Raw genomic sequence first — 17,199 nt, forward strand, 5'->3', positions numbered from 1 at the left:
CCGACCTCTACGGAAGATCACACATGCACACCCTTGGCCTGAAATCCCTCGCAGTGAGCGCAACCTTGGTCGCCCTCGTCGCGCTCGCCGGCCCCCGCACGGCCATCGCGGACCAGAACGGCCCCGACACCGGTGGCGCCCAACCGAATGCCAGCGCCACCCTGCTCGAAGGGGAGGTGCCCAGTGTCGAAGTCGGCATGGAGCAGGCCTTGGCCCCCGAGGACTACGGCACGGGCGCCGCACAGACCCGGGGGGAGGCCGCCAAGACCCAGGACGAGGTCGTCACCGCGGAGGCAGCGGCACGCCTCGTCGCCGAACAGGGGGCCAGTGGAGTCGTCGACGCGCAAGCCGTGGCAGGACCGGCCACTGACAGCGCGGGTCTTGCGGCCCGCGACCGGGCTCTCGACGCCGCACAGTCCGCACTGCCCCAGACCCAGGACCTCGCCAAGGTCCAGGTGGCCCGAACGAAGATCCAATCCGACGTGGCCGTCCTCGGCGTGACCCTGCCCGGTGGGGCCACCCCCGAAGGGGCGACGATCACCTACCGTCTGCTCCACGGGGACACCTGGGACCAGTGGAAGGAATGGGACCTCGAGAACGAGGCCGAGGGCGCCCGCGGTAAGCAGGGCACCGACCCCCTGCTGGCCCTGGACGCCAGCGCCGTCGAGGCCGTCATCCGCGATTCGGAGGGAACACCCCTGCCCGATGCACGACTGGTCGTCATCGGCCAGGACGAAGAGCCCACCGGGCAGACACCCGCATCGGAGGCGACGTCGTCGCAAACCCCCGTCCCGCCGGCTCCCGATGGCGCGAGCACAACCGAGCCGACTGCGACCGATGCGCCCGCCCCGGCGTCCCCGGCCGAGATCGACTCCACCACGCACCGGGCACCCGCCACGGCCGAAGAGGACACCGCAGCCCTGCTGAGCGGGACCACTGCGGGCGCTCGCCTGCGCGGCGCCGCAAACCCCGACCAACTGAGCACCTACAGTCCCGGCTACCACGGGCTCCAGATCGTCACCCGCAAGGGTCTGGGGATCTCCTCCACCTCCGACTGGGACTTGGAGAAGATCACCCCGAAGGGTGTCGTCATCCACCACACGGCGGGCAACAACAACTACTCGCGCGCCCAGGCCCCACAGGCGGTGCGCGGCGTCCACCAGTACCACGCCTCGACCCTGGGCTGGGGAGACGTCGGCTACCACTTCCTCGTGGACCGCTACGGCACCGTCTACCAAGGGCGCGAGGGCTCGCTGACGGGCTTCTACGAGGCCGGACACGCGCGCGGGGCCAACAGCAACACGCTGGGAGTGTCCGTCGTCGGGGACTTCACGAATGTGGAGCCGCCCATCGCCGCCCAGAATGCGGTGGCCAAGGTTTCCGCGTGGCTTCTCAAGCGCATGGGCGCACACAATGTCGACGCCCCGATCCGGGTCACCGGCCAGCCGGCCGTGGGCCGCACCATCAAGACCTTGAGCGGACACCGTGACGTCGGGGGCACCGCATGCCCCGGCCAGGCCTTCTACGACAAGCTGCCGCGTTTGCGCACGGTGGTGCAGAACCTGCTCAACGGCCGCGACTCGTGGATCGATGCCAATGGTCAGATCCGCACAGGAGCCGCCGGTGCGGGCACCGGCCCCACCAAGCCGATGGTCTCGGGCGGACGCCTGTCCGGCAACACACGTTTCGACACCGCTGTGGCGATCTCCCGCCACGCATTCCCCGACCACAGCGCCTCAGCCGTGTACTTGGTGAACGCGAACTCGCCGGTGGACGCGATGACCGCCGGCGTGGTGACCGACGGACCCGTTCTTCCGGTGCACGCCACCTCGGTCCCTGCAGTCGTCAAGGCGGAGGTCGAGCGGCTGGGCGCCAGCCAGATCGTTCTGGTCGGAGGCACCGGAGTGCTCTCGGACTCCCTGTTCCAGGCCTTCCCCGGCAAGGCTCGGGTGCGCTTGGGCGGTGCCGACCGCTTCGAGACGGCCCGCCTCATCGCCCGACGCGCCTTCCCCGGTGGGGCCCGTTCGGTCTACGTGGCCGACGCATTCGGAGCCGACGGCCAGGGATCACCCGACGCGGTGGTGGCGGCGAACGCCGAGGACGGTCCGGTCCTGCTCTCGCGTGTGGGAGGCCCCCTCGACCCGGGAACCCGTGCCGACATCACGCGCATGAGTTCGTCGGTGAAGATCCTCGGAGGCGCCGACCTGGGTGTCGCCGGTACCCGGCTGGCCGGCCCCGACCGCTACGCGACGGCGCTGGCCTCAGCCAAGGCGGCCTACACGGGCAAGGTCAGCACCGTGTACCTGGTGCGCGGCGACGTCCTGGCGGACGGGGTGGCGGCCGGAGTCATCACCACCGGACCGCGCGTGCTCTCCCACTCCGAGGTGCTTCCTCCCTCGGTGTGCACCTACCTCAAGCAGACCAGGCCGACGAAGGTTGTCGCCATCGGCGGGACCGGCGCCATCCACGACAGCACTTTGGACGAGGCGCGCGCCTGTGCCGCCGGGTGAACGGATTCGGCGTGAGGAGTCGGAACGCCTCTTGCGCAGAACCATCTGTTGTCCACGAGGACAGTGACCGGGCGACATGTGTCGTAGGGTCGCTTTCTCCCCACATGCCGCCCATCCAGATCACGCGGGAAGTACCACGATGAGACACACGCAGTTTGCCGGAACGCACACCCGTCGGACAGGACGACGAACGCGCCTGCTCACCGCGATGATTGCCCTGAGTGTCCTGGTCGGTGGCCTCGTCCAGGCCCAAGTCGCCCGAGCAGAGCCCAGTGATCCGGCGCCGGAACCCGTGGAGGACCCGCAGTCGACCACCGTCTCACAGGTCCAGGAGGGAGCCACCGGCGATCCCAATGCCGATGCCCTGCCCGTACCCGGCGACGAGGTGGCGAGCACCCGCGAGGCGACCTCAAACCCGATCGCCCTTCACACCAATGCGGTCACAGCAGGCACAAGTGTTGGCCAACGTGTGGTGACCGTTTCCCGTTCCAGCTCGCCCGGACAGGTCAATGTCGTCTCGGAGGCAGGCCGGTTCCAGTACGCGGCATCCTTGCCCGTGGGTACCGGCGCCTGGGCGATCGTCTCCGACGGGGCGACGGTGGTGATCGGGACGAACAATCCCGCATCCGTTGTCGAGTTCGATCCCGAGGCGCGCACCTTCAAGGGCACCATCGGCCGGTGGCCGGGCGAGTTCATCATGGACATCGCCCGCGACCGAACTGTTCCCGGCGCGCGCGGCAGGTGGTACTGGGTGGGCTCGTACACCCCGACAGGTCCGCGTCTGCGGCGGATCAACCTGGACACTTTCGCCATCGAGGACCACACGCCCACTGATGGCAGGTGGAGGGACGTGAAATACGTTCGATCCCTTGACTCCACCGCCGGTGGTTTGCTGGTCGGACTCGGGGCCCCAGCGCGTGTGGAGCGATTCGACGCCGCTGCCGGACGAGCAGTGGGGTTCGGGCCCGGAAGGTGGCGACCCGCGGCGGTGAACATCGACGGACTCAGGAGTGCGTCCTTCCCCTACGCGATGGCTTCCCAGTCCGATTCGGCTCCTGACACGGGGACTCCCTTGACCGCCATCGGTCAACAGAGCCCGGCCGTGCTTCGCATCATCGACTCCACCGGTCTGCGTGCGTCGGTCACACCCGAGGGCGCCACGGCGATCGACCGTGTGGCAGCGGGCCGCGCACCGGGAGAGTTCTGGTTCACGACCAGGCCCGACGGGGCATTGCATCGCGTCGTCGTGGGTGATGACGGCACGACGGAGTACAGCGTCATTGCCACCCCCGTGTCTGACTCCGAGACCAGAATGCTCCAGGTTGCCGAGAACCGCGTGAGTGGACTCACTGGAACCGGAGATCTCTGGAGCCACGACTTGGCGTCAGGGCAGACCTCAGTCCTGAGTTCGCATGAACAAGGCGTGTCCGAAACCCCCGACACAGTTCCCCAAGGCATTGCCAGACTCGGTTCCTGCGTCCTGGTCGGAGGGCATTACCGTTACCAGGCGCATGGATCGTGTTCCCGGCCCGTCGTGCCAGTGCCCGGTGAACCGAAGGTGCAGACCATGGTCGGCGAGGACCTCTACGCCGCCACCTATCCCAATTCCAAGGTGCTGAGGATCAACACCGACCTCGATGTCGCCGAGATCACCACCATCGGCCACGGACAGTCCCGCCCCCGGGCCATCCAGCACATGCCCGAAACCAACTCCCTGTGGGTCTCCACACGTCCCGACTACGGTCGACACGCAGGAGCCCTGACCCGCATCGACTTGGCCACCCACGCGAGCCGCGTCCATCAGAGTCCCTTCGGCAACGAGACGGCCACTGCTATTGCCGCCCGGGGCACTGACCTCTACGTCGGCACCGAAACTGTCGGCGAAGCCGTGGATCCTCTGCCGGGGTCAGTGCCCAGGGTCGCTCGGATGGCGACCGATGCCTCCGGAGAACTCACTGTGCGCTGGAAGGTGACCCCCTTTTCTCGGGCCGTGGCCACCGCTGGGATCGTCTCCGAGGACGTGTACGCTCCCGCATTCGTCCTCGCACTGGCCACCGACGGGGAACTGGTCGCCCTGGACCCGAGGAACGGTGCCACCAAGTGGCGTCAGGACATTGGCGGCTACGCGCAGTCGATGCGTGTCGGACCGACCGGCATCCTCGTCCACATCGACGGCATGGTGCGGGCCCTCGCCGTTTCTGCCACAGGCGCAAGACTCAGCCCGGCGTGGAACCAGTCCACAAGATGGGCGGTTCTTTCCGAGGAAACTCCCTCGGTTGCGGACGGCGTTTCCACAGACTTCGTACCCGCCTTGGTGACCTCCAGCGCCCTGACTCCCAGGTGGGTCAGGCGCCACTCCGGCCCCGACCGTTACGCCACCAGCGCCGCAGTGTCCGCATCCCTGCCCGCCGGTGAGACCATGGTCATGGCCACCGGAGGCGATTTCCCCGACGCGCTCAGCGGAGCGTCCTACGCCGCCCACCTCAAGGCGCCCCTTGTGCTCGTCCACGGAGCCGTCCTTCCCGCGCCCATTCGTGGGGAGATCGAACGTCGAAAGGCCACGCGCGTGATTCTGGTGGGCGGCACCGGCGCCCTCCCGCCTGACATCGAGACCCAGCTGCGTGCCGCAGGCGTACGCAGCATCACCCGTGTGGCAGGCAATGACCGATTCGCCACTTCAGTGGCAGTGGCCCGCAGGATCTTGAGCGAACGCAATGCCCGTGCCCTGCCGGTCGTCCTGGCCACGGGAAATGACTTCCCGGATGCGCTGTCCGCCGTACCCCTGGCAGCCGGGCGTCAAGGTCTGGTGCTGCTGACCAGCGGCACCTCCATGAGCGCGCAGGTGCGTGCCTTGGCGGCCTCGGCTCCTGAGGTCTTCACGGTTGGCGGACAGGCCGAACAAGCCGCACGCAGCGCCGGTGTGAGCATCACCGGCGCCCACACCGGATCCTCCCGCTACGAGACCGCGGACAAGGTGGCCTTGCGCATGTCCGATGCGCGAACCGCCGTGGTCGTCACGGGCAAGAGCTTCCCGGACGCCCTCAGCGGGAGCGTCCTGGCTGCACAGCGCTCCGGAGTGATCCTGTTGGACGACGGTGCCCGCACCCACCCGTGGGTGGCGCGACAGAGTTCGTGCCGTGGGCCGCGGATTTGGACTGATGTCGTCGGAGGAACGGGCGTTGTCGGCGGTGATGTCGAGAGGGTCCTGACCTGCTCCGGCTCCTGGTGACGGGGACCCCGCCGTCAGGCGAAGGCTTCGACGATGGCTTGGACGGCGCGGCGCGCCGCGTGCCCGTCCCCGTAGGGGGTGGCGTCTGTGTCGGCGGGACGGGGGCGGGCCACGGCCTCGGACAGGGTGGTGCCGGGCTCGACCAGGACGTTCCAGCCGAGCTCGACGGTTTCGACCCATTCGGTCTGGGGGCGCACTGTGGTGCAGGGGACACGCAGCAGGAAGGCTTCCTTCTGCAGCCCGCCGGAGTCGGTGACGACTCCGCGGGCATGCAGGGCGGCGGCAACCAGGTCGGGGTAGGCAAGGGGCTCGTGGATGAGCAGATTTCCTTGACGCGGGTCGATTCCGTGCTCGACGCACTTGGCCAGCATCCGCGGGTGTGCGAGCAGCACCACGGGGTGGTCGACTCTGCCCAAGGAGTCGAGGATCGCCTGGAGGCGATCGGCCGAGTCGGTGTTCTCCGCCCGGTGGATGGTTGCCAGCGAGTAGGTGCCGTCCTCCAGGCCGAGTTCAGTGCCGACGGGGGAGGGGAGTTCGGCCACCTGGTCGCGCACCTGCAGCAGGACGTCCGTCATGACGTCGCCGACGACCTTCGTGCGGTGGGCAAGGCCCTCAGTGGCCAGGTGGTCCGCGGCGACTTGGGTGGGTGCCAGGAGCAGGTCGGCCGCGTGGTCGGTGAGGACCCGGTTGTGTTCCTCCGGCATGGCCCGGTTGAAGGAACGCAGGCCGGCCTCCAGGTGGGCCAGAGGCAGGTGCATTTTGACTGCGCACACTGCGGCCGCCAGCGTCGAGTTCGTGTCCCCGTAGGCCAGGACGCAGTCGGGCTCCAGGTCGGGAAGATGGTCGTCGAGGGCGCCCATCATGGCGCCGGTCTGGTGGCCCTGGCTGGCTGAGCCCACCCCCAGGTGGACATCCGGCTCGGGGATGCCCAGGTCGCGGAAGAAGACGTCGGAGAGCATCGGGTCGTAGTGCTGACCCGTGTGGATGATCCTGTGGTCCACGTCCAGGTCCTTGCAGGCGTGGGCGATGGGGGCCAGCTTGACGAACTGGGGGCGTGCCCCCACGACGGAAACGATGCGCATGGGCACAATGGTAGTGCCCGTGTCCGTTTGGGACGGGCACCCGGATGACACCGAGGAGAACCTGCGCCGATGAGTCCTGCCCTCACGAAGTTGGCCCTGTCGTGCCTCCTGGCCGGGATCCGCATGGGGGCGCCGATACTGGGACGCATTCGCGCGGGACGCGATCTGGCCGTGCGCGCCTGCCATGTGGCAGTCAATGCGAATGTGGGCGCCCGCGCCGAGCGCACGGCCCTGGCCCTGTCCTCCCGCTGCACCGACGAGGTGGTCAGGGCCCGCCTCGAGGTGTTGGCCGCCACCTCGCAGGTGGAGCGAATGGGGGCCGACACGAAGTGGGCGGCCACTGTGGCGCGCGCCCTGGACGTGGCCGAAAAGGCGTGGGATTCGAGAGCCCCCTCGCGGGAACTGGTCGACCTGGTCACCGAAACACTCGCCCTTGTCTTCCACCCGAGGATCCAACAGGCCGGCGACGCCTCACCTCTGGTCCACGACGAAGCCCTCATGGAGCACCTGCTGGCCCATCCACTGCTTGGACGTCTGCGGGCCGCCGCCCCGGACCGACCGGCTGCTGACCAGGTGGGCCACAGGAGTGCGAGCCGCCCGGAGGATTCGGAGAATCCACCCGCTCGGGTCCTGGTCCTGACGGACACCAACCTTGTGTTCATGGAAGAGGCACTTCGACGCTGGAACGACGATCCTCGCGTCGCGGTGCGCGTGCGAGACCTGTCCCGCGAGGAAGGCCGCGCCCCCTGGTGGCACCTGCGCGAAACTGTGACGGACCGAATCCTTGGACGTACCCCGGTTGCGCCCGACTGGCTGGCAGAGGATCTTCAATGGGCCGATGTCATCCACTGCGAGTGGGGTGGGGCACTGGCAGCACGCCTGTCCGGCATCGACCTGGCCGCGCGTCTGGTCGTGCGCCTGCACCGCTATGAGGCACAGACCCTCATGCCGACCCTGGTCGCATGGAACCGGGTCGACCATCTGGTCCTGGTGAGCCACGATGTGCGTGAGCTCCTGCGCCGCAGCGTCCCCGGCATCGAGGAACGCACCCGCATCCATGTGGTCCCCAATGTCACCGACCTGACCCGATACGACTTGCCGAAGCATCCGGCCTCCGCACGCACCATGGCCTTGGTCGGCTGGACCCGTGTGAAGGACCCCGCTTGGGCCCTGGACGTGCTGGACCTCGTGCGTACCCATGACCCCTCTTGGCGTCTGCTGCTCGTGGGCCCCGACCCCACCGCTTCAGGTGAGGCGGCGCCGAGCCTGTACTGGCGCGACCTCGACGCGCGGATCACCGCCCTGGGGGAGTCGGTGGAAAGGCTCGGCAGACGCGAGGACGTGCCTGAGGTCCTGCAAGGGGTCGGCGTCATCTTGTCCACCTCCCTGGTCGAATCTGCCCATCTTGCCCTGCAAGAAGGTGCGGCCTCGGGCGCAGTGCCCGTGGTGCGCAACTGGCCGTGGGTGGCGCCCCTGGGGGGTGCCGCCCGCATCTACCCGGCCCACTGGGTCGTCGACACGCCGAAGGACGCCGCCCGCAGGATCCTTGCCCTGGCCCGACCGGAGGGAGAAGCAGTGGACGAGGTCGAGGCGCGCCGCTGGGTGCTGGAGCACCTGGACGCCCGGGTCACCGCCCCGCGCCTGGACGCCGTGGTCTGGCAGGGCCAGTGAGGAGCAAACCATGGGAGAAGCACTTGTCGAGGTCGTCATCCCCGTCCACCGGGAGGAACGTCCCGTTGAAAGAGCTGTGGCCTCCGTGGTCGGACCCGCCTGCGGGGCCCCGGGGGTTGCCCGTGCCGTGGTCGCCTGCCACAACATCGCCCCTTCCGTCTTCGCCGACCGCCTTGCCCCCTTCGGAAGCGCGGTCCGCATCGTCGAATGCGGCGACGGGATCCCCTCCCCGGCGGGTCCTCTCAACGCCGGACTTGACGCCGTGACCACCGCGTGGGCCACGTGCATGGGATCCGACGACCACTACGAGGACGGGGCCGTGGCCGCGTGGCGGGACCACTTGGCCCGACGCGACCCGGACGTGCTCATCCTGCCGGTCCTGGACGAAAGGGACGGCAGCATCGATGTGCCGCCAGTGCGCAGGCGCCGACTGTGCGACCTCGACCCGGTCTCCGACCGCCTCATGTACCGCACGGGCCCCCTCATGCTCGTGCGCACCGACCTGCTGCGCGCCCACCGCATCCGCATGACCGAGGGTCTGCGAACCGGGGAGGATCTGGCCTACTCGGCCCACGTGTGGTGCACGGCCGGCAGGATCGACCTGCTCGGATGGCACGGCCCCTGCTATGTGGAGGGCGACGACGGGGCCGAACGCATCACCCGCACACCCTTCCCCTTGGCCGAATTGCTCGCTCCACCGAACCGCCTCGCAACCCAGGAGTGGGTGGCGGGCCTGGACGAGCGCCTGCGCACTGCTCTGGCCATCAGGGTCCTGCGCCGTTCGGTGATACCGGCGCTCGCGGCCCACGCCGGAAGTCTGGGCCCCGACCTCGTCGACGAGGGTGCACGGGCGGCCGCCCGCTGGACGCGCCTGGCACCCCGGGCGTGCACGGCCCTGTCCCCGGCGGAGGTGGGCGTGCTCGACGCCCTTGCCCGAAGGGCCGCCCCGGATCGCGTCGATGACGCCCTCGGGGGCCTGACCCGCGCCCCGCGGTGGGCCAAGGTCCTGCCCAGCTCCCCCAAGGGCCTGCTGCAGCCCGACACGCGCCTGCGCCACCTCGTGGCGGCGGTCACCAGGCCCAAGGCGCCGCGCAGTGGGGGAGTAGAGTAGGACCTCCAGTACCCACGGAAGGACCCCCACCGGATGAAGCGGTTGATCGACGCCCTGCGGGAACTGCTCCCCCTTCTTCCCGAGGGGGCCGCCCCTTTCCTCTGGGCCTACGCGATCTCCACCTCCGCCCTGTCGCTCCTCGACGTCGGAGCGCTGGCGATCCTCGCGATGATCCTCACGCCGATGATGACAGGTGCGACGATCCACCTGCCTCTCTTCGGCCAGGTCGGGCCGTCGGGCTACCCGTGGCTGCTCTTGCTGGTCTGCGTCCTCATGATCCTCAAGGCCGTGTTCGGCTTGCTCATCCAATGGTTCGCCACCAGGCGTTTCAAAGGCTTCGAGATGACGGTGGGGGACACACTCTTCGACGCCTACATCCGTGCCCCGTGGACGGACCGCCTGTCCCGCTCCACCGCGGAGATCGTCCGCATGGCCGACGTGGGCATCGCCAACACGATCTCCGGCGTGCTCATGCCGGCCGTCACCCTGCCCCAACAGCTGGTCACCTTCGCGACGATCCTCGCGGTCCTCCTGGTCGCCCAACCGACGATCGCCACCATCACCTTGGTCTACCTGGGTATCGTCGCGGCCATCATGTACTTGGGCATCTCCCGCTCTGCCGTGGTGGCAGGAAATGTCAACCTCTGCTACTCCCTGCGCATCACCAAGCTCATGACGGAGATGGTCGGCTCCCTCAAGGAGATCACCCTGCGCGACGCCTTCACCGACGTCGCACGGGTGGTGCACGACAACCGAGAGCACTCCACCCGCGCCCGCGCCAACCTGCTGTTCCTTGGCGCAGTCCCCCAACGGTTGGTTGAGGCAGCCTTGGTCGGAGGATTCCTGCTGGTCGGAGGATTCGCATGGTGGATGCTGGGCCCCCAGGAGGCCTTCACCTCCATCGCCCTGTTCGCCGTGGCGGGGTTCCGCATTGTCCCAGCCATCGTCTCCTTTCAGACTGTCATGACCTCCACAGCCAATTCCCTGCCGCACTTGGAGGCTGTGCTGCAGGACATTCGGGCTGCTGAGGGCTATGTGGCACGCGCAGAGGTCATCGGCAGCGACCGCGTGGGCGACGATCCGCGCGAACTGGTCCTCACGGACGTGTCCTTCACCTACCCCGGTGCGGACGCCCGCGCCGTCGACCAGGTTGACCTGCGCATCCCCATGGGATCCTCCTTGGGCATCGTCGGCTCCTCCGGGTCTGGCAAGTCGACCCTGGTCGACATCCTCCTGGGGCTGCTCCTGCCGGAGTCCGGCCGGATCGAGTTGGACGGGCGACCCTTGCAGGAGGTCCTCAAGGAGTGGCGTTCGCGCGTGGGCTACGTCCCTCAGGAGGTTTCCCTCTTCGATGCGACCATTGCCCAGAACATTGCCCTGACCTGGGGGGACGACATCGACGAAGAGCGTGTCCTCAAAGCCGTCGAACAGGCGCAACTCTCCTCCATGGTTGCGGGACGCCCTGGCGGCATCCATGCCCGCATCGGGGAACGCGGCATCGCCCTGTCGGGTGGGGAACGCCAACGCCTGGGCATCGCCCGCGCCCTGTACGTCGACCCCTTGGTCCTCGTCATGGATGAGGCCACCTCGGCCCTGGACACGAAGACCGAGGACGCGGTGGCCGAAGCCATCCGCAGCCTTCACGGGCAGGTCACGGTCATCTCCATCGCCCACAGGCTCTCGACCATCCGCCACGCCGACCAAGTCTGCTTCATGAAACATGGGAGCATGACCGCACGTGGCACATTCGACGAATTGGTGGCCCGTGAACCCGAGTTCGCCGTCCAGGCACACCTTGCAGGCTTGGTCGACGCCACCGACCTGGACTTCGGCACCCCGACCCCGGCGCCCCACGCGGAGAGGAACGACTGACATGCCCACCCGCCCCCGCCTGCTCATCCTCAGCTTCTCACCCATCCGTCACGATGCCCGTGTCCTCAAGCAGGTGCGCATGGCGGTGGGCCGCTACCACGTGACCACCTGCGGTTTCGGGGAGGCCCCGGACGGCGTGGACGACCACGTGCAGATCGACCACTCCTCCCTGCCGGGCAAGACCTGGGACCTGCTGCTGGCGACCAAGGCCTACAGGGCCGGGTACTGGCTCATACCCGATGTGCGCACCGCACGCCGCGCCCTGCGGGGACGCCGCTTCGACGTGATCCTGGCCGATGACATCGACACGGTCCCCTTGGCCATCCCCTTGAAGCCCAGGTGCGGAATCCATGCCGACCTGCACGAGTACTTCCCGCGCTTGGCGGAGGACCATGCGCCGTGGAAGAAGCGGATCGGCCCTTGGTACCACTGGCTGTGCCGCGTCCACCTGCCCAAGGTGACCTCCGTGACCACCGTCAGTGAAGGGATCGCCCGCGAGTACTCTGAGCAATTCGGCATTGAGGTGGGGGTCGTCACCAACGCCACCCCCTTCCACGACCTCGAACCCGGGTCCGTCGACGATCCGATCCGTGTGGTCCACTCGGGCACCAGCCACCGCGAACGCAACATCACCGCCATCGTCGAGGGCGTCCTGTCTGTGCCCGGCTACACCTTGGACCTGTACCTGACTCCCAATGACCCGCCGCACCTGGCCGAACTCAAGCAGCTGGCCGAGACCGAGTCGAACCTCACCGTCCACGACCCGGTTCCCTACGAGCAACTCATCGAGACCCTGAACCGGTACGACATCGGCGCCTTCCTGCTGCCCGCGTCCAACTTCAGCTTCGCGAACGCGCTGCCGAACAAGGTCTTCGACTTCATCCAGGCGCGTTTGGCTCTGGTGGTCTCGCCCATTCCCGAGATGGCCAAGGTCGTGCGCGACGCAGAGGTGGGGGTGGTCACCGACGGTGTCGGGGCCGAGGAGCTGGCCCGGGCACTGTCCGAACTGGATCGCGAGAAGGTCGCCGTCCTCAAGGCCTCCTCGCACGCCCACGCCCGTGAGTTGTCCTGCGAGTCCGAGGTGCCCAAGTGGGATGCGGCCCTGACGAAGATCCTGCGCGGCGCGGGTGTGGCGGCCCCCGAGGCCTTGGAGCCGCCCGCGAACGGTCCCGGCAATGGCTGAAGGTCTGCACGTCCTGTGGCTGCCCTCGTGGTACCCGTCGGGCCCACAGGACATGAATGGCTCCTTCTTCCGGGAGCAGTGCCGGGCTCTGGCTGAAGCCGGGGTGCAGGTCGGCGTGCTGGCCCCCCACATGAGTGCCCTCCTTGAGCGGGAGGCGGCGCCCTCGTTGCCCATCGCGCCTTTGGACGAGGACGGTGTGCAGGTCCTGCGTTTCGTGGCTCCGCAGATCATCCAGTCCACCCGGGTTCTGAGCACCTGGAGGTCGGTCCCTGCCCTGATGGCAGCCTTCGACGCATACGTGCAGGCCAACGGTTGCCCCGACGTCATCCACGCCCACAGCCTCTACCCCGGGGCCTTCCTGGCCGCTGCACTGTCCACGCGCACCGGCATCCCGTGGATCCTCACCGAACACCGTTCCCTGTCCCACATGCGCGTGCGCACACCCCTCGGTGCGGCCAGCGAGCGACGAGTCGTCGCATCGGCCGCCCGCAGGACCGGCGTGTCCATCGGGCATGCGGCACACCTGGAAAAGCGCTTCGGGTCGAAGGCCGGCGTCTGGGAGTACCTGCCGAACCTTCTTCCCGACATGGACCTGCCTGCCGCCCGTGCCCGAAGGGAAGGATTCGTCATCGGGCACCTGTCGGTCCTGGACCCCGTCAAACGTGTCGACCTGATCCTGCGGGCCTTCGAAGGCCTCCACCCCGGGTGCCCTGAGGCCAGGTTGCGCATCGGCGGCCCTCTGGACACGCCCTTCGGTGCTCAGGTGCAGACCCTGGTGGCCAAGAGCCCGGCCCGCGAGGCCGTGGAGCTGGTCGGTTCCGTCTCTCGCGCCGACATCGGCCGGTTCTACGCGGACATCGACCTGTTCGTCATGCCGTCGGACTCGGAGTCCTTCGGTGTCGCCTTCACCGAGTCGTTGGCGGCCGGAACCCCTGTCGTGGCCACCGCCACGTGGGGAGGACTCACCATTGTCGGGCCCGGGGACGGGTCAATCGTGCCCATTGGTGACTGCGACCGGCTGGCGGCGGCGATCCGCGAGCACGTGGAGCACCCGACCACTGCCGACGAGCGCCGTTCGCGCGCCCAGAGGTGCATGGCCCGTTTCGGCAAGGAGGCTTTCGCCTCCCGGTGGCTGAGTGTGTACGAAGAGGTGGTCGCATGAGTCCCAGTCGTCCTCCACGCCCCACAGGAGGCGGTCGCCCGGTGTTGATGGTCACCCGGATCCACCTGCCGGAGGCGGCCGCGGCCTCGTTCCGACTGGACGCGGTCGAAAGAGCCTTGGTGCGCGCTGGCCGCGCTGTGCACGCCCTGACCACCACCGTGCCGGGACAGACGCCCACAGACCCCGAGGGTCTGCGGGTCAGCCGTTGGCCGGCACTTCGCGACAAGAGCGGCTACCTGCGCGGATACGTGCCCTACATGAGCTACGACCTGCCATTGTTCGTGCGCCTGCTGGTCGCGCCCAAAGCGTCGGTGGCTCTGGTCGAACCGCCCCCCACCACCGGAGTCGTGTCCCGCATCGCCCTGGGGGCGCGACGCATCCCCTACGTGTGGTACGCCCCGGACGTGTGGTCGGATGCCACCGAGGCCACCGACGCCCCTGCGGTGGTCAAGAAGGCCGTGAAGTGGATGGAGTCCTTCGCCGTGTCCGGGGCCAAGGCTGTCGTCGCCGTCAATGACGAGGTCGCCGCCCGCGTTCGGGAACTGGGCGCACGAAAGGTCCACGTGGTGCCCAACGGGATCGACACTGACATCTTCAGCACCGATGGCGGCACACCCACCTGCGATGAACTGGAAGCCGCAGGGGTTGGCAGCAGGTACTTCGTCTACGCGGGCACCGCCTCCGAATGGCAGGGGGCCGACGTGTTCGTGCGCGCCCTGGCCCGCGTGCGCGCGCAGCACCCGCAGGTGCAGTTGCTCTTCCTGGGGCAGGGCTCGTACTGGCCGCACCTGGCTGAACTGGGCGAGAGGATCCCCGACTTCGACGGGCGCCGAGCGGTGCTCTTCCGCGCATCCGTGCCACCTGAGGAGGCGGCCCGCTGGCAAAGGGGCGCTCTGGCGTCACTGGTGTCCATCAAGCCGGGCATCGGCTACGACTTCGCCTACCCGACGAAGGTGCTGGCCTCCTTGGCCTGCGGCACCCCCGTCCTCTACGCGGGGGTCGGCCCGGCCAGAGCCGATGTCGACGACTTCGACTTGGGATGGGCCTGCGACCACGAAGTCGACCCGGTGGCCGCCCTCATGACATGTGCCGTCGAATCCGAAGCGGACGACCAGCGCCGGGAACGACTGCGCGCCTGGGTCGTGGAGAACCGGTCGATCCGCGCCACTGGGGACCGGGTGGCCGCCATCGTGCAAGGTGTCGCACGTGACTGACACGTCGGTGTCCGCTGCGAACAGGACGAGGCCGGGGCGCCGGGCGGGCTTCCGTGGGGACGTCCAAGGACTCCGCGCATTCGCCGTCCTGGCCGTCATCGGCGTGCACCTGTGGCCCGAATTCCTGCCCGGCGGCTTCGCAGGCGTCGACGTCTTCTTCGTCATTTCCGGATTCCTCATCACCTCGCACCTGCTCAAGGAGCTGGAATCCACAGGGCGGGTCCGACTGGTCCGCTTCTACACCTGAAGGGTCAAGCGCCTGCTGCCGGCGGCCTTCCTGGTCCTGGCCTGCGCTGGCCTCGGTGTCGCCGTCCTCATGCCGTGGGACAGGTGGGCGGGAAATTTCGTGGAGATCGCTGCGGCCTCGTCCTACGTCCACAATCTGTGGCTGACCCTGACCTCCGTGGACTACCACACGCAGGGGCAGGCGGCCTCCGTGGTCCAGCACTACTGGTCGTTGTCCGTCGAGGAGCAGTTCTACCTGCTGTGGCCGTGAGCGCTCATGGCTGGGGCCGCGTGGGCGGCGCGAATGGGGCAGGGCACCAAAGCCAGGGCGATCCTGGCCAGACGCCGCCACCTTGCCGCATGGGTCGGCGCATTCGCGCTGGTCTTCTTCGCCTTCTCCCTGTGGTTCACATGGTGGTCGCCGAAGCAGGCGTACTTCTTCACCCCCGTGCGTTTCTGGGAGTTCGCCGTCGGTGGGCTGGTTGCTCTTGCGTCGGGGTGGCTTGCCGCACATGTGCGAGGCCTCATGGCCGTGTTCGTCGCCATTGCCGGGTGGCTCGCGCTGTTCGTGACCACTGTGCTGCTCACCCCGACCTCGCCATTTCCCGGCTGGTGGGCGCTGGTGCCGGTCCTCGGGACGGCCGCCGTCGTCGCCGCAGGATGCGCCGGGCACGTGCCCGTGCTGCACGTGGTCACCGACTTCCCGGTGTTCCGCTTCCTCGGCGACATCTCCTACTCGCTGTACCTGTGGCACTGGCCGCTCATCATCCTGGCGCCCTTCGCACTGCGCCACACACCCGTGTGGCAGGACAAGCTCGGGATCCTCGCGCTGACCGTCGCCTTGGCGTGGGCGACGAAACGGTGGGTCGAGGACCCGGGCCAGGCAACCCCCTGGCCCGACGCCAAAGTGCTGCTGGCGATGCTTGTGGCCCTGGGCATCGCCCTGACCGGATCGGCAGCGGCGATCGGACACGCACGCTCCTCCCAGAGCGCCATGGACCAGGCCGAGCAGGTCTTCCTCACAGGAACGTGCGCAGGGCCCCGTGCACTGCTGGACCCCCAGTGCCGCGAACACGTCGGTGACCCCCTGTTCAAGGAATACCTGTCCGACTCCTCGAAGTACTACACGCACCCCGAAGGATGCGTGATTCTCAGTGAGGAATCCGGCGACGGACTGCCGCGGATCCTTGAGTGCGACCACAGCGCAGGCAACGCAGGCGCCGACCTCGTCTACGTGCTGGGCGACTCCCACGCGCAGCAGTGGCAGCATGTCGTCAACCAGATCGCCACGAAGCACGGGTGGCGCCTGCGACTCCTCTACAAGGGTGGCTGCCCGATGGCTCCTGTGCCCTCGGCCTCCGGCGACACCCATCAGGACGCGGCCTGCACACGTATGCACTCGGCTGTCGAAAAGCACCTGGTGGGGGCTCGCCCCGACCGACTCCTCCACACGACCTTCGCGGTGCGGTGGAAGGTGGATGACGGCAGCGGGCGTCCCCAGGTCGAGCAGTACGAGGAGGGCCTGCACCGCTGGTGGGAGCAGTGGCGCAGTTGGGGCGCCCATGTCGATGTCATTGCGGATTCGCCGCTCAACGGAGCGGTGCGTCCTGTCGAGTGCCCTGTGGTGCACGCCAATGACCCGGCGGCGTGTGCAGTGGAGCGTGCAAGGGCGCTGCCGTCAGCTCCTCTCGACGCTGCGGTGGCCTCGTGGGAAGGCAGCGGTGTGCGCCTGCTCGACATGACGGATGCCTTCTGCGACGCCACGGTCTGCCACGCCGCAGCGGGCGGGGTGCAGGTCTACTACGACTACGACCACGTGCAGAAGCAGTACACGGACCAGCTGGTCGGCCTCTTCGAAGAGCGCCTGTTGGGATCAACCGACTGACGGGGCCAAGGCCCGCCCGAAGGGTACGAGGATCTCCATGCCGTGGGCGAAGAGC

Annotated in this window: 12 protein-coding genes; 11 read left to right on the top strand and 1 reads right to left on the bottom strand. The window is 68.3% G+C overall.

All coding sequences use genetic code 11. The features are described 5' to 3' along the window. Positions 1–23 precede the first annotated feature (23 nt). Both I6B53_RS04015 and I6B53_RS04020 read left to right on the top strand, forming a co-directional pair. Positions 24–2,510 (top strand): cell wall-binding repeat-containing protein, encoded by a 2,487-nt coding sequence (locus tag I6B53_RS04015; RefSeq protein WP_216764964.1) that lies wholly within the window; start codon positions 24–26, stop codon positions 2,508–2,510. Positions 2,511–2,718: 208 nt separating this feature from the next. Continuing rightward, positions 2,719–5,739 carry a cell wall-binding repeat-containing protein gene (locus I6B53_RS04020; protein WP_216764965.1) on the top strand — a complete coding sequence of 1,007 codons (3,021 nt, stop codon included), beginning with the start codon at positions 2,719–2,721 and terminating at the stop codon, positions 5,737–5,739. Positions 5,740–5,753: 14 nt separating this feature from the next. Here I6B53_RS04020 and wecB read toward each other — a convergent pair whose 3' ends face one another. Beyond that, entirely contained in the window at positions 5,754–6,821 is a 1,068-nt protein-coding gene (gene wecB, locus I6B53_RS04025) for a non-hydrolyzing UDP-N-acetylglucosamine 2-epimerase (RefSeq protein ID WP_216764966.1), read from the bottom strand. A 69-nt stretch (positions 6,822–6,890) separates the two neighbouring features. Here wecB and I6B53_RS04030 point away from each other — a divergent pair, with 69 nt between their 5' ends. The 9 genes from I6B53_RS04030 to I6B53_RS04070 all read left to right on the top strand — a co-directional run bounded on the left by I6B53_RS04030 (position 6,891) and on the right by I6B53_RS04070 (position 17,144). After that, complete coding sequence (locus tag I6B53_RS04030; protein ID WP_216764967.1) at positions 6,891–8,492, top strand: glycosyltransferase family 4 protein; 1,602 nt, start codon at positions 6,891–6,893, stop codon at positions 8,490–8,492. A 10-nt stretch (positions 8,493–8,502) separates the two neighbouring features. After that, complete coding sequence (locus I6B53_RS04035) at positions 8,503–9,603, top strand: hypothetical protein (protein ID WP_216764968.1); 1,101 nt, start codon at positions 8,503–8,505, stop codon at positions 9,601–9,603. 33 nt (positions 9,604–9,636) lie between these two features. Then, the gene (locus I6B53_RS04040) at positions 9,637–11,475 is read left to right on the top strand and encodes an ABC transporter ATP-binding protein (RefSeq protein WP_216764969.1); all 1,839 of its coding nucleotides are present in this window, start codon (positions 9,637–9,639) and stop codon (positions 11,473–11,475) included. A gap of 1 nt (position 11,476) precedes the next feature. Then, a complete protein-coding gene (locus tag I6B53_RS04045; RefSeq protein WP_216764970.1) occupies positions 11,477–12,658 on the top strand; it encodes a hypothetical protein in 1,182 nt (393 codons plus the stop codon). After that, positions 12,651–13,820 (top strand): glycosyltransferase, encoded by a 1,170-nt coding sequence (locus I6B53_RS04050; protein WP_216764971.1) that lies wholly within the window; start codon positions 12,651–12,653, stop codon positions 13,818–13,820. Before I6B53_RS04045 ends, I6B53_RS04050 begins: the two co-directional genes overlap by 8 nt. Then, positions 13,817–15,034 carry a glycosyltransferase family 4 protein gene (locus tag I6B53_RS04055; protein ID WP_216764972.1) on the top strand — a complete coding sequence of 406 codons (1,218 nt, stop codon included), beginning with the start codon at positions 13,817–13,819 and terminating at the stop codon, positions 15,032–15,034. Before I6B53_RS04050 ends, I6B53_RS04055 begins: the two co-directional genes overlap by 4 nt. After that, positions 15,027–15,281: an acyltransferase gene (locus I6B53_RS04060; RefSeq protein WP_216764973.1), complete on the top strand. Its 255-nt coding sequence runs from the start codon at positions 15,027–15,029 to the stop codon at positions 15,279–15,281. The genes I6B53_RS04055 and I6B53_RS04060 overlap by 8 nt, the downstream gene beginning before the upstream one ends. 99 nt (positions 15,282–15,380) lie before the next feature. After that, the gene (locus I6B53_RS04065; protein WP_216764974.1) at positions 15,381–15,530 is read left to right on the top strand and encodes a hypothetical protein; all 150 of its coding nucleotides are present in this window, start codon (positions 15,381–15,383) and stop codon (positions 15,528–15,530) included. Between the two features lie 6 nt (positions 15,531–15,536). Then, the gene (locus tag I6B53_RS04070; RefSeq protein WP_216764975.1) at positions 15,537–17,144 is read left to right on the top strand and encodes an acyltransferase family protein; all 1,608 of its coding nucleotides are present in this window, start codon (positions 15,537–15,539) and stop codon (positions 17,142–17,144) included. Positions 17,145–17,199: the final 55 nt, after the last annotated feature.

The organism is Schaalia sp. 19OD2882 (assembly GCF_018986735.1).
In the GTDB taxonomy this organism is placed as follows: Bacteria; Actinomycetota; Actinomycetes; order Actinomycetales; family Actinomycetaceae; genus Pauljensenia.

Coding starts and splice junctions, on each gene's coding strand:
- I6B53_RS04045 (WP_216764970.1), top strand. CDS start 11,477: ATGCCCACCCGCCCCCGCCTGCTCATCCTCAGCTTCTCACCCATCCGT.
- wecB (WP_216764966.1), bottom strand. CDS start 6,821: ATGCGCATCGTTTCCGTCGTGGGGGCACGCCCCCAGTTCGTCAAGCTG.
- I6B53_RS04040 (WP_216764969.1), top strand. CDS start 9,637: ATGAAGCGGTTGATCGACGCCCTGCGGGAACTGCTCCCCCTTCTTCCC.
- I6B53_RS04020 (WP_216764965.1), top strand. CDS start 2,719: ATGATTGCCCTGAGTGTCCTGGTCGGTGGCCTCGTCCAGGCCCAAGTC.
- I6B53_RS04055 (WP_216764972.1), top strand. CDS start 13,817: ATGAGTCCCAGTCGTCCTCCACGCCCCACAGGAGGCGGTCGCCCGGTG.
- I6B53_RS04015 (WP_216764964.1), top strand. CDS start 24: ATGCACACCCTTGGCCTGAAATCCCTCGCAGTGAGCGCAACCTTGGTC.
- I6B53_RS04030 (WP_216764967.1), top strand. CDS start 6,891: ATGAGTCCTGCCCTCACGAAGTTGGCCCTGTCGTGCCTCCTGGCCGGG.
- I6B53_RS04070 (WP_216764975.1), top strand. CDS start 15,537: ATGGCTGGGGCCGCGTGGGCGGCGCGAATGGGGCAGGGCACCAAAGCC.
- I6B53_RS04050 (WP_216764971.1), top strand. CDS start 12,651: ATGGCTGAAGGTCTGCACGTCCTGTGGCTGCCCTCGTGGTACCCGTCG.
- I6B53_RS04035 (WP_216764968.1), top strand. CDS start 8,503: ATGGGAGAAGCACTTGTCGAGGTCGTCATCCCCGTCCACCGGGAGGAA.